The 15,356-nt window shown below is 75.6% G+C and carries 11 protein-coding genes; 10 read left to right on the top strand and 1 reads right to left on the bottom strand.

The window, feature by feature from the left end:
• Window positions 1-71: 71 nt before the first annotated feature.
• The 3 genes from ACRYM6_RS03880 (at window position 72) to ACRYM6_RS03870 (ending at window position 2,825) form a co-directional block, all read left to right on the top strand.
• Window positions 72-1,538 carry an NCS2 family permease gene (locus ACRYM6_RS03880; protein WP_432541309.1) on the top strand — a complete coding sequence of 489 codons (1,467 nt, stop codon included), beginning with the start codon at window positions 72-74 and terminating at the stop codon, window positions 1,536-1,538.
• A 60-nt stretch (window positions 1,539-1,598) separates the two neighbouring features.
• Window positions 1,599-2,456, top strand: a complete 858-nt coding sequence (locus ACRYM6_RS03875; RefSeq protein ID WP_432541307.1) for a M15 family metallopeptidase — start codon at window positions 1,599-1,601, stop codon at window positions 2,454-2,456.
• Window positions 2,457-2,546: 90 nt separating this feature from the next.
• Window positions 2,547-2,825: an acylphosphatase gene (locus ACRYM6_RS03870; protein WP_432541305.1), complete on the top strand. Its 279-nt coding sequence runs from the start codon at window positions 2,547-2,549 to the stop codon at window positions 2,823-2,825.
• Here the strand turns inward: ACRYM6_RS03870 and ACRYM6_RS03865 are convergent.
• Complete coding sequence (locus ACRYM6_RS03865) at window positions 2,812-4,146, bottom strand: multidrug effflux MFS transporter (RefSeq protein ID WP_432541303.1); 1,335 nt, start codon at window positions 4,144-4,146, stop codon at window positions 2,812-2,814. The two genes, ACRYM6_RS03870 and ACRYM6_RS03865, sit on opposite strands and share 14 nt — an antisense overlap.
• A 182-nt stretch (window positions 4,147-4,328) precedes the next feature.
• Between ACRYM6_RS03865 and smc the strand changes: the two genes are divergently transcribed.
• The 7 genes from smc to ffh all read left to right on the top strand — a co-directional run bounded on the left by smc (window position 4,329) and on the right by ffh (window position 15,349).
• A complete protein-coding gene (gene smc / locus ACRYM6_RS03860; protein WP_432541302.1) occupies window positions 4,329-7,895 on the top strand; it encodes a chromosome segregation protein SMC in 3,567 nt (1,188 codons plus the stop codon).
• 153 nt (window positions 7,896-8,048) lie between these two features.
• The gene (locus tag ACRYM6_RS03855; RefSeq protein ID WP_432541301.1) at window positions 8,049-8,309 is read left to right on the top strand and encodes a hypothetical protein; all 261 of its coding nucleotides are present in this window, start codon (window positions 8,049-8,051) and stop codon (window positions 8,307-8,309) included.
• A 37-nt stretch (window positions 8,310-8,346) separates the two neighbouring features.
• Complete coding sequence (gene ftsY, locus ACRYM6_RS03850; RefSeq protein WP_432541299.1) at window positions 8,347-9,522, top strand: signal recognition particle-docking protein FtsY; 1,176 nt, start codon at window positions 8,347-8,349, stop codon at window positions 9,520-9,522.
• Window positions 9,523-9,672: 150 nt separating this feature from the next.
• The gene (locus tag ACRYM6_RS03845; protein WP_432541297.1) at window positions 9,673-11,010 is read left to right on the top strand and encodes an ammonium transporter; all 1,338 of its coding nucleotides are present in this window, start codon (window positions 9,673-9,675) and stop codon (window positions 11,008-11,010) included.
• On the top strand, window positions 11,007-11,345 hold the full coding sequence (locus ACRYM6_RS03840) for a P-II family nitrogen regulator (protein WP_432511723.1): 339 nt from the start codon (window positions 11,007-11,009) through the stop codon (window positions 11,343-11,345). The genes ACRYM6_RS03845 and ACRYM6_RS03840 overlap by 4 nt, the downstream gene beginning before the upstream one ends.
• A 93-nt stretch (window positions 11,346-11,438) precedes the next feature.
• Entirely contained in the window at window positions 11,439-13,757 is a 2,319-nt protein-coding gene (locus ACRYM6_RS03835) for a [protein-PII] uridylyltransferase (protein ID WP_432541296.1), read from the top strand.
• Window positions 13,758-13,777: 20 nt separating this feature from the next.
• Window positions 13,778-15,349, top strand: a complete 1,572-nt coding sequence (gene ffh / locus ACRYM6_RS03830) for a signal recognition particle protein (protein WP_432541295.1) — start codon at window positions 13,778-13,780, stop codon at window positions 15,347-15,349.
• Window positions 15,350-15,356 lie beyond the last annotated feature (7 nt).

The raw sequence follows: 15,356 nt of genomic DNA, 5'->3' as shown, positions 1-15,356 counted from the left end.
TCTCTGGCAGGATGCCGCTCGGCTCCGAGGGCGTGGCCGGTCCGAACGCTCGACCGACCCCGAAGGTTCCGATGGCCGTCACCGCCTCCCCGTCCGCGATCGACCGCTGGTTCGAGATCAGCGCCCGCGGGTCCACCGTCGGCCGGGAGGTGCGCGGCGGCCTCGCCACCTTCTTCACGATGGCCTACATCGTCGTGCTCAACCCGCTGATCATCGGCACGCAGCCCGACAGCACCGGGCACTACCTCGGGGGCGGCACCAGCCCGAACCTGGCCGCCGTCGCCGCCGGCACCGCCCTGGTCGCCGGGATCGTCACCCTGCTCATGGGTTTCGTGGCGAACTACCCGCTGGCCCTGGCGACCGGCCTGGGCCTCAACGCCTTCCTCGCCTTCGGCGTGGCGAGCCTGCCCGGCATGACGTGGCCCGACGCGATGGGCCTGGTCGTCCTCGAGGGCCTGATCATCCTCGTGCTGGTCCTCACCGGCCTGCGCGAGGCCGTGTTCCGCGCCGTGCCCGCCCCGCTGAAGATCGCCATCAGCGTCGGCATCGGGCTGTTCATCACCATCGTCGGGCTCGTCGACGCCGGCTTCGTCCGCGCCGGCAGCGGGACGCCCCTGGAACTGGGCATCGGCGGGTTCCTCGCCGGCTGGCCCACGCTGGTCTTCGTCGTCGGCCTCGTCCTCATGCTGGTCCTGATGGCCCGCGGCGTCCGCGGCGCCATCCTCGGCGGCATCGTCGCCGCCACCGTGCTGGCCGTCGTCGTCGAGGCGGTCGCCGACCTCGGCCCGCGCACCGGCGCCGACGGGTCGGTGGCCGACCCCCGGGCCTGGGGGCTGAACGTGCCCGCCCTGCCCGGGGACTGGATCTCCACGCCGGACTTCGCCACGCTCGGGCACTTCTCGCTGCTGGGCTCCTTCGAGCGCATCGGCTGGGTCACCGTCGTCCTGCTCGTCTTCACGCTGCTGCTGGCCGACTTCTTCGACACCATGGGCACCGTCGTGGCCATCGGCGCCGAGGGCGACCTGCTGGACGCCGACGGCAACCCGCCGCGCATGCGCCGCATCCTCGTCGTGGACTCCCTGGCCGCCGCCGCCGGCGGCGCGGGCGGGGTCTCCAGCAACACCAGCTTCATCGAGTCGGCCACCGGCGTGGGCGAGGGTGCCCGCACCGGCCTGGCCAGCGTCGTGACCGGGACCGCGTTCCTGCTGACGACCTTCCTGGCCCCCGTCGTCGCGATCGTCCCCTACGAGGCCGCGACCCCCGCCCTCGTCGTCGTCGGGTTCCTCATGATGACCCAGGTCAAGGGCATCGACTGGGCCGACCTGGAGATCGCGGTCCCGGCGTTCCTGACGATCGTGCTCATGCCGTTCACGTACTCGATCAGCGCCGGGATCGGCGCCGGGTTCGTCACCTTCGTGCTGCTGAAGGTCGCCCGCGGCAAGGTCCGGGCGGTGCACCCGGTGATGTGGGTCGTCGCCGCGCTGTTCGTCGTGTACTTCGCGATCGACCCCCTCAAGCAGGTCCTCGGGGTCTCCTGACCCGCCGGCCGCCCCGGCGCGGCGCGTGACCTGCGCGCGCCGCGCTGGGAGCATCGCCGCATGACACCAGCCGGGCCCGGGACCGGAGCGCGACCGCGGCGCTCGCCCTTCGCGCCGCAGGTGCTGCCCGACGGGCGCCGCCGGTTCACCCGCGAGGCCGTCCTCGCCCGCCGCGCGCTGCTCGCCGGGGTCGTCGCGGCCACCGCCGGGGGCGGGGTCCTGCTCACCCGGCCGGGGCCGGCCGACCCCGGCGCGGGAGCGGCCGACCCCGCCGCCCAGGACCCGGTGGCCGTCGCCGCGGCCGAGCCCGCCCCGGCCCCGGCCCCGGCGGCCGCGCCCGACCCCTCCACCACGGACGCCGCGAGCCCGTGGGTCGTCGTCAACAAGCAGCACCCGCTGGACCCCGTGGAGTACGCCCCGGCCCTGGCGGTCGTCGGCGGCAAGGAGGTCGCGGCGCTCGTCGCGCCCGACCTGCGGGCGCTGCTGGAGGCCGCCGACCGCGACGGGGTGTCGCTGAGCATCACCAGCGGGTACCGCTCCCACGCGCGGCAGCGGGCCGTCCACGACGCCGCCGTGCGCCGCGACGGCCTCGAGAGCGCCGAGAGCGTCTCGGCCCGCCCCGGGCACAGCGAGCACCAGACGGGGCTGGCCGTCGACTTCGGCGGCAGCTCCCGGCCCGGGTGCCAGCTGGAGAACTGCTTCGGGCAGACCCCCGAGGCGGCCTGGCTGCAGGCGCACGCGGGGCGGTACGGCTTCCTGCTGCGCTACCCCGAGGGGAAGACGGGGATCACCGGCTACGACCCCGAGCCGTGGCACTGGCGCTGGGTGGGGACCGACCTGCTGGGGCGCATGGCCGACCGCGGCGTCAGCACGCTGGAGGAGTTCTTCGGGATCAGCGGCGGCCCGGTCTACGCCTGAGGGAGGGGGCGCGCGAGCCGCGCGGGCCCGGCCCCGGCAGGATCGTCGTCCAGGATCGTCGCCGAACCCGCCGCACCCCTGGAGCACCCCGTGGAACGCCTCACCGCCCTCGTCACCGGCCGCGTCACCGGCGTCGGCTTCCGCGCCTGGGTCGCCGCGCAGGCCCGCGACCTCGACCTGACCGGCAGCGCGGTCAACACCCCCGACGGGCACGTCGAGGTCGTCGCCGAGGGCGAGCGCCGGGCGCTGCGGTCGCTGCTGGCGCGCCTGCGCGCCGACCCCTCCGAGCACGGCCGCCCCGGGCGGGTCACCCGGGTCGGCGACCACTGGGGGCCGGCCGAGGGCGCCGACGGCTTCACGACGGGCTGAGCCGGTCCGCCCTCCGGGCGCGGGTGGCCGGGCGCGCCACGAGGAACAGGGACACCGCCGCCAGCCCCGTGCACAGCAGCATCATCGAGACCATCGGCACCGCCGAGTGCTCCCCGGCCAGGCCGACCAGCGGGGAGACCAGCGCACCGACGGTGAACTGCAGCGCCCCCTGCAGCGCCGACCCGGTGCCGGAGGCGAAGCGCACCTGGTCGGCCGCCAGCGCCGTCGCGTTGCCGAAGATCAGGCCGCAGCTGAAGACGGTGAACCACAGCAGCACCAGGACGGCGGGCGTCCAGGCGTCCAGCGCCAGCACGGTGACGAACAGCCCGACGGCGCAGGTCAGCTGGAGGAGGACCCCCGCGGTGAGGACCTGGGCGGGGTCGAACCGGCGCAGCGCGCGGGTGGAGACCGCCCCGCCGGCGGCGATGCCGAGCGCGTTCACCGCGAACACCAGCGAGAACGTCCCGGCGGACAGGCCGACGACGTTCTGCAGCACGAACGGCGAGGCCGAGACGTAGGAGAAGACCGTCCCGAAGACCAGCACGAGGGACCCGACGTACCCGACGTACCCGCGGCGGGACAGCACGGCCCGGGCGGTGCGGACGACGTCGCCGACGCCGCCGGCGTGCCGCCGCTCGCGCGGCAGCGTCTCGGGGACGACGAACCAGGCCGCGACGACCATCACGGCGGCGGCGAGGGCGGTGACGGCGAAGATGCCGCGCCAGCCGCCGTGGCCGGCGACGAGGCCGCCGAGCAGCGGCGCGACCACGGGGGCGACCCCGCCGATGACGCCCAGGGTGGAGAAGGCGCGGGCCGCGGCGCGGCCGGTGGCGAGGTCGGCGACGACGGCGCGGCCGATGACGACGCCGGCCGCACCGGCGACGCCCTGCACGAGGCGGGCGACGACGAGGACGGCCAGGGAGGGCGTCAGGGCGCAGACGACACCGGCCAGGAACGTCACGAGGGTGCCGGCCAGCAGCAGCCGGCGGCGGCCGAGGCGGTCCGACAGCGGGCCCAAGACCAGCTGACCGGCCGCCATCCCGAGCATGAACGTGGTGAGCGTCAGCTGCACGCGCGCCGCGCTGGTGGACAGGTCCGCGGCGAGGTCGGGGAACGTCGGCAGGTACATGTCGATGGCGAACGGCCCGATGGCGCACAGCAGCGCCAGGGTCACCAGGAGCCGCAGCGGGACGTCCTGCCCGGGGACGGTCGCGACGAAGGTGCCGGGGGCCCGTCGCGGTCGCGGGAAGGCGCGCGAGCGCGGGGAGTCCGGGCGGGTGGGGCGGGTGGGGCGGGTACGACCGGCGGGGCGGGTCGGCACGGGGGTCCTTCCGGGACGGGGGCGGTTCCACCGTTGTACAACCCCGGGCGGTCACCCACCGAGCGCTTTGCGTGTCGTGGTTCCCGTCATTCCAGGTCGTGATGACCCCGCCGTGACCCGCCACCGGGTGCCGCGGCTCGCCTCACCGGATCACGGCCCCCCGCTCGTTAGGCTCCCACCTCGTGCACCTGAAGACCCTCACCCTCAAGGGGTTCAAGTCGTTCGCCTCGGCGACGACGCTGCGGCTGGAACCGGGGATCACGTGCGTGGTCGGCCCCAACGGCTCCGGGAAGTCGAACGTCCTGGACGCCCTGACCTGGGTCATGGGGGAGAGCAGCGCCAAGAGCCTGCGCGGCGGCAAGATGGAGGACGTCATCTTCGCGGGCACGACCGGCCCGCAGGGGCGCTCCGCCCTCGGCCGCGCCGAGGTGTCGCTGACGATCGACAACACCGACGGGGCGCTGCCCATCGAGTTCGCCGAGGTGACGATCACCCGGACGATGTTCCGCACGGGCGGGTCGGAGTACGCCATCAACGGCCAGACGTGCCGCCTGCTGGACGTCCAGGAGCTGCTGTCCGACTCCGGCATCGGCCGGGAGATGCACGTCATCGTCGGCCAGGGCCAGATCGACGCCGTGCTGCACGCCTCCCCCGAGGAGCGCCGCGCGTTCGTCGAGGAGGCCGCCGGGGTCCTGAAGCACCGGCGCCGCAAGGAGAAGGCGCTGCGCAAGCTCGACGCGATGGAGGCCAACCTCACCCGCGTCGCCGACCTCGTCACCGAGATCCGGCGCCAGCTCAAGCCGCTGGGGCGCCAGGCCGAGGCGGCCCGGCGCGCGCAGGTCGTGCAGGCCGACCTGCGCGACGCCCGGCTGCGGCTGCTGGCCGACGAGCTCGTGCAGGCCAGCAGCTCGCTGCAGCGCGACGAGGCCGACGAGGCCGCGCTCAAGGCCCGCCAGGGCCAGGTCGAGGCCGACCTGGCCGAGGCCGCGGCGCGACTGGAGGCCGCCGGCGCCGCCGCCGCGGCCGCCGCCCCCGACCTGGCCCGGGCCGTGGAGACCCACCACCGGCTGCAGGCCCTGGCCGAGCGGCTGCGCGGCGTGCAGGCGCTGGCCGCCGAGCGGCTGCGCCTGCTGGCCGCCGAACCGGAGGAGCAGACCGGGCGGCGCGACCCCGACGAGCTCCTGGCGCAGGCCCAGCGGGTGCGGGCCGAGGAGGCCGGGCTGACGGCCCGGGTCGCGGCCGACCGCGCCGCCCTCGAGGAGGTCCTCGCCGCCCGCGCCGAGGCCGACCGCGCCGCCCGCGAGGAGGACCAGCGGGTGGCGGCCGCCCTGCGCGCCGCCGCGGACCGCCGCGAGGGGCTGGCCCGGCTCGGGGGGCAGGTCGCGGCCCGCACCAGCCGCGTCGAGGCCGCCGAGGCCGAGCTGGAACGCCTCTCCGGTTCGCTGGCCGACGCCGAGGCGCGCCGGCAGCGGGCCCAGACGGAGTTCACCGCGCTGGAGACCCAGGTCGCCGGCGTCGAGGAGGGCGAGGAGGGGCTGGACGCCGCGCACGAGGCCGCCGCCGCCGCGCTCGAGGCCGCCGACGCCGTCCTGGAGGCCGCCCGCACCGACCTGCAGGCCGCCGAGCGCGACCGGGCCACCTGGTCGGCCCGCAAGGAGGCCCTGGAGATCGGCCTGGCCCGCAAGGACGGGACCGGGGCGCTGCTGGCCGCCGGGCCCGCCCTCAGCGGGGTCCTGGGCTCGGTCGCGGCGCTGCTGAGCGTGGAACCGGGCTACGAGCAGGCCGTCGCGGCCGCGCTCGGCGCCACCGCCGACGCCGTCGCCGTCGCGACCCCCGCCGACGCCGCCCGCGCCATCGAGCACCTCAAGGACGACGACGCCGGCCGGGCCGGGATGCTCGTGGCCACCACCGGACCGGCCCCGGTCCCCGCCGCCCCGGCCGGGACCCGCGCGGCCCTGGACCTGCTCACCGCCCCCGACGACCTGCGCCCGGCGCTGACGCGGCTGCTCGGGCACGTCGTCGTCGTCGACGACCTCCCCGCGGCGCGGGCGGTCGCCGAGTCCTCCCCGGAGCTGGTCGCCGTCACCCGCGACGGGGACCTCATCGGTGCGCACGTCGCCGCCGGGGGCTCGGCGTCCACCCCGAGCCTGCTGCAGGTCCAGGCCGCCGTCGACGAGGCCGCCGACGCGCTGGCCGCCGCCGAGCACCGCGTCCAGCGCGGGCAGTTCGCCCTCCAGCAGGCCCGCACCGGGCGGGCCGGCGCGGCCGAGGAGGTCGAGGCGGCCTTGGACCGGTTGCACGACTCCGACGCCCGGATGAACGCCGTCGCCGAGCAGCTCGGCCAGCTCGGTTCGGCGGTGCGCTCGGCCGCGGCGGAGGCGGACCGGCTGCGCGCCACCCGCGAGCAGGTCACCGCCCGGCTGGAGGCCGACCGCGCCGAGCTGGCCGGGCTCACCGAGCGGTTCGAGGCCGCCTCGGCGGCCCCCGAGCAGGACGGCGACGTCTCCACCGACGAGCGGGACCGGCTCGCCGAGGTCGCCCGCGGCCTCGGCCGCACCGAGACCGAGGCGCGCCTGGCGCTGCGCACCGGCGAGGAGCGCGCGCGGGCCCTGGCCGGGCGCGCCGACGCCCTGGAGCGGCAGGCCGCCGAGGAGCTCGCCGCCCGCGAGCGCGCCGCCGCCCGCCGCGCCCGGCGCGCCGAGCAGTCCCGCGTGGCCGCCACCGTCCGCGACGGGGCGCAGCGGGCGCTCGCGGTCTGGGAGACCTCCAACGCCCAGGCCGCGCGGCTGCGCGAGGCCGCCGAGGTCGCGCGGGCCCGCTTCGAGGAGGAGGTCACCGCCGCCCGCCGCGCGGTGGAGTCCCTCAAGGACGAGCAGCAGCGCCTCGGCGACACCCGGCACGCCGACGAGGTCGCCCGCGCCCAGCAGCGGTGGAAGATCGACCAGCTGCGGCAGCGGTCCCTGGAGGAGCTGGGCACCGACCCCGACGTCCTCGTCGCGGAGTTCGGCCCCGACCAGCCCGTCCCGCCGTCGCCGCCGGCGCCCGGCGACCCCGAGCCCGACGCGCCCCCGCAGCCGCGGCCGTACGTGCGCGCCGAGCAGGACAAGCGCCGCCGCGCGGCCGAGCGGGCCCTGTCGCAGCTGGGGCAGGTCAACCCGCTGGCGCTGGAGGAGTACGCGGCGATGGAGGAGCGCCACCAGTTCCTCGTGACCCAGTCCGACGACCTCAAGAACTCCCGCCGGGACCTGCTGGACATCGTCAAGGAGGTCGACGAGCGCGTCGAGCGGGTCTTCTCCGAGGCGTTCGCCGAGGTTGCCCAGCAGTTCGAGGAGGTGTTCCCGCGGCTGTTCCCCGGCGGGGAGGGCCGCCTGGTGCTCACCGACCCCTCCGACATGCTCACCACGGGCATCGAGGTCGAGGCCCGCCCGGCGGGCAAGAAGGTCAAGCGGCTCTCGCTGCTGTCCGGCGGGGAGCGCTCGCTGGCCGCGGTGGCGATGCTCGTCTCGATCTTCCGGGCGCGCCCCAGCCCGTTCTACGTCATGGACGAGGTGGAGGCCGCGCTCGACGACGCCAACCTGTCCCGGCTCATCACGCTGTTCGAGGAGCTGCGCGCCACCAGCCAGCTGATCATCATCACCCACCAGAAGCGGACGATGCAGATCGCCGACGCCCTGTACGGGGTGACGATGCGCGGCGACGGCATCAGCACGGTCGTCAGCCAGCGGCTGCGGGACGCCCGCCCGGCCTGACGGTGACGCCGCGATGAGCATCCGGTCACGGACCGGCAACGACGGCGTGGCCCCGGTGGTGGGCCCGGGACCAGCGGGGCAAGGTGGACGCGTGGTGAGAGCCACGCTCAGAGCCGTGGTGAGTGGCGCCGTGGAGGCGGAGAGGGTGAACCCGTGATGGTCGCGACCCTGCTGGTGACGTTCGCGCTGACGGTGGGCCTGGCCCTCGTCGTCCTGCTGTCGGTCGCCGCCCCGACCCTGCGCCGCCGGGGCAGCCGGTTCATGGCGCGCGTCGACGCCGCCGCTGAGCGGCTGCTGCCGGTGCTGCGCGAGCACCGCGAGCGCGCGGCCCGTCAGCTCGCCGAGCGGCTGGAGGCCCAGCGCCGCACCGCGCGCGCCGGCCGCGACGAGCACCGGGCGGCCCGCGCCCGCTGACCGCCGCCGGTCCGGGGGTCTGGGAAGATCGGGCCTCGTGGAGACGCTCGAGATCGTCATCGGCCTCGTCGTGGTCATCGCCCTCGCGGCGGTGGGTGCGGTCGTGGGCCTCGTCCGGCCGGGCCGTCGGCGCCGGTCGCTGCCGCCGCGGCCGGGGCAGCAGGCCGGCCTGCGGGACGGGGACGGGCCGCTGCCCGGGGTCGGCGACGACGCCGAGGTCCCGCGCGACAGCCCCACCCGCACCGTCGAGGACGTCGGCCTGCCCGACGGTCCCGTCGTGGAGCGGCCCGCCCCGGTCGGTGGCCGGCTGGTCCGGCTGCGCGAACGGCTCTCCCGGTCCAACTCCGCGCTCGGGCAGGGCCTGCTGGCGCTGCTGTCGCGCGACACCCTGGACGAGGCGACGTGGGAGGAGGTCGAGGAGACCCTCCTGCTGGCCGACATCGGGTTCGAGCCGACCACCCGCATCGTCGACGCGCTGCGCGAGCGGGTGAAGGTCCTCGGCACCCGCGACCCCGAGCACCTGCGGGGCATGCTGCGCGAGGAGCTGCTGGCCGCCATCGGCACCGACGTGGACCGCTCGCTGACCACCGAGCGCCAGGGCGGGCGCCCGGCGGTCGTCATGGTCGTCGGCGTCAACGGCACCGGCAAGACGACCACGGTCGGCAAGATCGCCCGGATGCTCGTCGCCCAGGACAAGGACGTGGTCCTCGGGGCGGCCGACACCTTCCGCGCCGCCGCCGCCGAGCAGCTGGCCACCTGGGGCGACCGCGTCGGCGTCCCCACCGTCCGCTCCGACCGCGACGGGGCCGACCCGGCGGCCGTCGCCTTCGACGCGGTGAAGCAGGGGATCGAGGCCGAGGTCGACGTCGTCCTCATCGACACCGCCGGCCGGCTGCAGAACAAGGTTGGCCTCATGGACGAGCTCGGCAAGGTCAAGCGGGTCGTGGAGCGGCACGGCCCGGTGGACGAGGTGCTGCTCGTCCTGGACGCCACGACCGGGCAGAACGGCCTGCGGCAGGCCGCGGTGTTCTCCGAGGTCGTCGACGTCACCGGCATCGTGCTGACCAAGCTCGACGGCACCGCCAAGGGCGGCATCGTCGTGGCGGTGCAGAGGTCGCTGGGGGTGCCGGTCAAGCTGGTGGGCCTGGGGGAGGGCGCCGACGACCTCGCGCCCTTCGAGCCGGAGGCCTTCGTGGACGCGCTGCTCAGCTGAGCGCGTTACCTGAAGTTCACACCGGGGGTGGGTCCGTCACACGGGCGAAACACGGCGCGACAGGGGCTGTAACGAGGTCCGGTCACCTTTGACCTCGTTCGCCCCGACTCCCCGCCGGCACAGCCCGGCCCTGCGGAAGGCCCGTTGCCCATGGATACCGGTGACACCGCCTGGGTGCTCGTCAGCGCCTCGCTCGTGCTGCTGATGACCCCCGGACTCGCGCTCTTCTACGGCGGCATGGTCCGCGCCAAGAGCGTCCTGAACATGATGATGATGAGCTTCGGCGCGATGGCGCTCATCGGGGTCCTGTGGGTCCTGTACGGCTTCTCGATCGCCTTCGGCGACGACGTCGGCGGCGGGCTGCTCGGCGACCCGTCCGAGTTCTTCGGCCTGACCGGCCTGCTCGGCGCCGACAACCTCATCGGCACCCTGCCCGCCATGGCGTTCGTCGGCTTCCAGTCCGCCTTCGCGATCATCGCCGTCGCCCTGATCTCCGGCGCCATCGCCGACCGCGCCAAGTTCGGCGCCTGGATGGTGTTCGCCGGCGTCTGGGCCACCCTCGTCTACTTCCCCGTCGCGCACTGGGTGTTCTCCTTCGACGGCGTCGTCTCCGAGGTCGGCGGCTGGATCGCCTCCGCCGGGGCCATCGACTTCGCCGGCGGGACCGCCATCCACATCAACGCCGGCGCCGCCGGTCTGGCCCTGGCCCTCGTCCTGGGCAAGCGCCGCGGGTTCGGCCGCGAGCCGATGCGCCCGCACAACCTGCCGCTGGTCATGCTCGGCGCCGGGATCCTGTGGTTCGGCTGGTTCGGGTTCAACGCCGGGTCGGCCACGGCCGCCAACGGCACCGCCGCCGTCGCCTGGGTCAACACCCTCGCCGCCACCTGCGCCGCCGTCCTCGGCTGGCTGCTCACCGAGAAGGTCCGCGACGGTCACGCCACCTCCCTGGGCGGCGCCTCCGGTGCCGTCGCCGGCCTGGTCGCCATTACCCCGGCCTGCTCCGCGCTGAACCCGGTGACGTCCACCGTGGTCGGCCTCGTCGCCGGTGTCCTGTGCGCCCTGGCCGTGGGCCTGAAGTACAAGCTCGGCTACGACGACTCCCTCGACGTGGTCGGCGTCCACCTCGTCGGTGGCCTCTGGGGCACCCTGGCCATCGGCCTGTTCGCCACCGCCGACGCCCCCGCCGGCGTCGACGGCCTCTTCTACGGCGGCGGCGCGGGCCAGCTCTGGATCCAGTTCTACTCGGCGATCGCCGTCATGGTCTTCTCCTTCGTCGTGACCCTGGTCATCGGCACGGTCATCCAGAAGACGATGGGCTTCCGCATCGACGAGGAGGACGAGGTGGCCGGCATCGACCAGGTCGTCCACGCCGAGTCCGGCTACGACTGGGGCACCCTCACCGGGGGCGGCGGCCGCGTCGCCGGCTCGCCCGCCCGCCCGACCGACGCCCGCCACGCCACCACCGGTTCCTCGGAGGTCTCCGCATGAAGCTGCTCACCGCCATCATCAAGCCGCACAAGCTCGACGACGTGAAGTCCGCGCTGGAGGCCTACGGCATCCAGGGGCTCACCATCTCGGAGGCCTCCGGCTACGGCCGCCAGCGCGGCCACACCGAGGTCTACCGGGGCGCGGAGTACACCGTGGACCTGGTGCCGAAGGTGCGCGTGGAGGTCCTCGTCGACGACGTGGACGCCCACGACGTCGTCGAGGTGGTCGTCAAGAGCGCCCAGACCGGGCGGATCGGGGACGGCAAGGTCTGGACCGTGCCGGTCGACGACGTCGTCCGGGTCCGGACCGGCGAGCACGGTCCCGACGCGCTCTGACCCCGCAGCAGAACGGAGCAACCCCGTGGTGAACGCTCCCGTGGCGGGTCGGCCCTGAGCGCCGACCTGCGCACCGAGCGACTCGCGCTGGCGGTGCGGGCCGGCAGGCCCGGTCCGCACCGCCGCGCCGAGCTGGTCCAGCTCGTGGAGTCCCGGTTGCGCGACGTGTGGGACCGGGCCGTCCAGCCGCTGGGCCCGCTCGGCGACGGCGTGGCCCTGGCGTGCGTGGGCTCGCTGGCCCGCCGCGACGCCGGACCGGCCAGCGACGTCGACCTCGTCCTCCTGCACGACGGCCGGGCCCTGGGCCGCGACGACGTCGCCGAGCTCGCCGACCGCATCTGGTACCCGTTGTGGGACACCGGGTTGCGCCTGGACCACTCGGTGCGCACCGCCAAGGAGTGCCGCGAGGTCGCCGCCGCCGACCTCGCCGCCGCGACCGGCCTGCTGGACCTGCGCGTCGTCGCCGGGGACGGCGGTCTCGTCGCCCGCACCCGCGGGCACCTGCTCGACGACTGGCGGGCCGGGGCCCGCCGCCGACTGCCGCAGGTCCTCGAGGCCCTCGCCGAGCGGTCCGCCCGCTTCGGCGAGCTGGCCTACCTGCTGGAACCGGACCTCAAGGAGGCCCGCGGCGGGCTGCGCGACGCCGTCACCCTGCGCGCGCTCGCGGCGAGCTGGCTGACCGACCGCCCGCACGGCGCCGTCGACGAGGCGCACACGGTCCTGCTGGACGTCCGCGACGGCCTGCAGGCCTCCTCCGGGCGGCCGGGGGACCGGCTGATCCTGCCCGAGCAGGACGCCACCGCCGTCGTCTGCGGGTACGCCGACGCCGACCTCATGCTGGCCGCGGTGGCCCAGGCCGCCCGCACGATCTCCGCGGCGGTCGACCTCACGACCCGGCGGGCCCGCCAGTCCACCCCGACCCGCCGCCTGCGCGCCCAGGGCAAGCGGCCGCGGCTGCGGTCCCTGGGGCACGGGCTCGTCGAGCACGACGGCGAGGTCGTCCTCGGTGCCGGCGTCAGCCCCGCCGACGACCCCGTCCTGCCGCTGCGCGCCGCGGCCACGGCCGTGCGGGTCGGGCTGCCGCTGTCCCCGGTCACGCTCGACCACCTCGTCACCACCTGCCCGCCGCTGCCGGACCCGTGGCCGGTCCCGGCCCGCGAGGCCCTGCTGGAACTGCTGGCGGCGGGCCCCGCGCAGGTGCCGGTGTGGGAGTCCCTGGACATGGTCGGCCTCGTCGAGCGGTGGGTCCCGGAGTGGACCGCCATCCGCAACCGGCCCCAGCGCAACGCCGTCCACCGCTGGACGGTGGACCGGCACCTCATCGAGACGGCCGTCGCGGCGCAGCCGTTCCTGCGCGAGGTCGAGCGACCGGACCTGCTGCTGCTGGCCGCCCTCACCCACGACCTCGGCAAGCTGCCCGGCGCGCAGGACCACGCCCGCACGGGTGCCCCGCTGGCCCGGGCCGTGGCCGCGCGGATCGGCCTCGACGCCGCCGACGTGGAGGTCGTGGGCCGGCTCGTCGCCGAGCACCTGACCCTCGTCGACCTCGCCACCCGCCGCGACCCCGACGACCCGCAGACCGTCGCCGCGCTCGTCGAGGCCACGGGCGGCCGGCTGGAGACGCTGCAGGAGCTGCGCGCCCTGACCGAGGCCGACGCCCGCGCGGCCGGGCCCGCGGCCTGGTCGCCGTGGCGCGCGCGCCTGGTCGACGACCTCGTCGCCCGCGCCACCAAGTCCCTGGCGGGGGAGCAGGCCCCCGGCCCGGCGCCGTTCGACGCCTCCGAGCAGGCGCTGGCCGCCGCGGTCGCCACCGACGGGCGCACCCGCGTCGACGTCCGCGAGGTCGACGGGTTCTTCGTCGTCACCGTCGTCACCCCCGACCGCACCGGCCTGTTCGCCGACCTCGCCGGGCTGCTGGCCGGGCACCGGTTCCTCGTGCGGTCGGCGCTGGTGCGCACCCTCGACGGGGTGGCCGTGGACTCCTGGTGGGTGGAGTCGCCCACCGGCGAACCGCCGTCGGCGGTCCTGCTGCGGCAGGGCCTGGACCGGATCGTCGCCGGGGACGTCGCGCTGCTGGAGCGGCTGAGCGCGCGCGACGCCCAGGCCCGCCGCCCCGGCGGCGGCGCGCGCTCGCTCGTCGCGCACCCCCGGGTGGTGATCCTGCCCGGCGCCTCCGAGCGCGCGACCGTGCTGGAGGTGCGCTGCGCCGACCGGCCCGGGCTGCTGCACGCCCTGGGGCGGGCGCTGGCCGTGGAGGGCATCGACATCCGGTCCGCGCACGTCGCGACGTACGCGGCGCAGGCCGTCGACGTGCTCTACCTGGCCGAGCCGTCGGGGGAACGGCTGAGCCCGCCGCGGGTCGCGATGGCGATCCAGGCGCTCTCGGACGCGGCGGAGGTCCCGGGCCGGTAGCGCCGGTTAGGCTGTCGGACGTGTTCGCCACGCTCTCCGACCGCCTCACCGCCACGTTCAAGTCGCTGCGCGGCAAGGGGCGGCTGACCGAAGCCGACGTCGACGCGACCGTGCGGGAGATCCGCCGGGCGCTGCTGGACGCCGACGTCGCGCTGCCCGTCGTGCGGGACTTCACCACCCGCATCCGCGAGCGGGCCACCGGCGCCGAGGTCGTGGGGCACCTCAACCCCGCCCAGCAGGTCGTCAAGATCGTCAACGAGGAGCTCGTCGGCATCCTCGGCGGGGAGACCCGACGGCTGCGGTTCGCCAAGAACCCCCCGACCGTGATCATGCTCGCGGGTCTGCAGGGGGCCGGGAAGACGACGCTGGCCGGCAAGCTCGGCCGCTGGCTGAAGGGCAACGGCAACCGCCCGCTGCTGGTGGCCTGCGACCTGCAGCGCCCCAACGCCGTCAACCAGCTGCAGATCACCGGTGAGCGCGCCGGCGTCGACGTCTTCGCCCCCGAGCCGGGCAACGGCGTGGGCGACCCGGTCTCGGTCGCCCGCCGCGGCATCGAGCACGCCCGGCACCACCACTACGACGTCGTCGTCGTCGACACCGCCGGCCGCACCGGCGTCGACGCCGAGATGATGCAGCAGGCCATCGACATCCGGGCCGCCGTCCAGCCCGACGAGGTGCTGTTCGTCCTGGACGCCATGATCGGCCAGGACGCCGTCGCCACGGCCGAGGCGTTCCGCGACGGCGTCGGCTTCGACGGCGTGGTGCTCACCAAGCTCGACGGCGACGCCCGCGGCGGTGCGGCGCTGTCGGTGCGGCACGTCACCGGCCAGCCCGTCATGTTCGCCTCCACGGGCGAGAAGCTCGACGACTTCGAGCCGTTCCACCCCGACCGGATGGCCTCGCGCATCCTCGACATGGGCGACGTCCTGTCGCTGATCGAGCAGGCCGAGAAGGCGTTCGACGCCGACCAGGCGCAGGCCATGGCGGCGAAGTTCGCCGCCGACGAGGACTTCACCCTCGACGACTTCCTGCAGCAGCTGCAGGCGGTCCGCAACATGGGCTCGCTGAAGAAGATGCTCGGGATGCTGCCGGGCATGGCGCAGATGCGTCAGCAGCTCGACGCCTTCGACGAGCGCGAGTTCGACCGCATCGAGGCGATGGTGCGCTCGATGACGCCGCTGGAGCGCCGGCAGCCGAAGATCATGAACGGTTCGCGGCGCGCGCGCGTGGCGGCCGGCTGCGGCCAGAGCGTGTCCGCGGTCAACGACATGCTCGAGCGGTTCGGGCAGGCGCAGAAGATGATGCGCTCGCTGAAGAACGGCCTCGGCGGGGGCGGGCTGCCCGGCATCCCGGGCATGCCCGGCGGGGCCGGCGGCGGCGCGTCGAAGAAGCAGAAGGCGCGCATCGCGGCGGCCAAGGGCAAGAAGGGCAAGAGCGGCAACCCCGCCAAGCGCGCCCAGCAGGAGGCCGCGGCCGCCGAGAAGGCCACCTCCCAGCCGGGGTCGGCCTTCGGGCTGCCCGACCCGTCCAAGGGCTTCGACCCGGCCGATCTGAACCTGCCGAAGGGGTTCGACAAGTACCTGGGCCAGTGAGGACCCG

The organism is Kineococcus rugosus (assembly GCF_050871975.1).
In the GTDB taxonomy this organism is placed as follows: domain Bacteria; phylum Actinomycetota; class Actinomycetes; order Actinomycetales; family Kineococcaceae; genus Kineococcus.
The sequence above is the reverse complement of the archived record's forward strand: the minus strand, read 5'-3'. Positions and strand labels throughout refer to the sequence as shown.

Bases quoted from the DNA above. Each gene is read 5' to 3' on its own strand.
- ACRYM6_RS03880 (WP_432541309.1), top strand. From the start codon at position 72: ATGGCCGTCACCGCCTCCCCGTCCGCGATCGACCGCTGGTTCGAGATC.
- ACRYM6_RS03875 (WP_432541307.1), top strand. From the start codon at position 1,599: ATGACACCAGCCGGGCCCGGGACCGGAGCGCGACCGCGGCGCTCGCCC.
- ACRYM6_RS03845 (WP_432541297.1), top strand. From the start codon at position 9,673: ATGGATACCGGTGACACCGCCTGGGTGCTCGTCAGCGCCTCGCTCGTG.
- ACRYM6_RS03840 (WP_432511723.1), top strand. From the start codon at position 11,007: ATGAAGCTGCTCACCGCCATCATCAAGCCGCACAAGCTCGACGACGTG.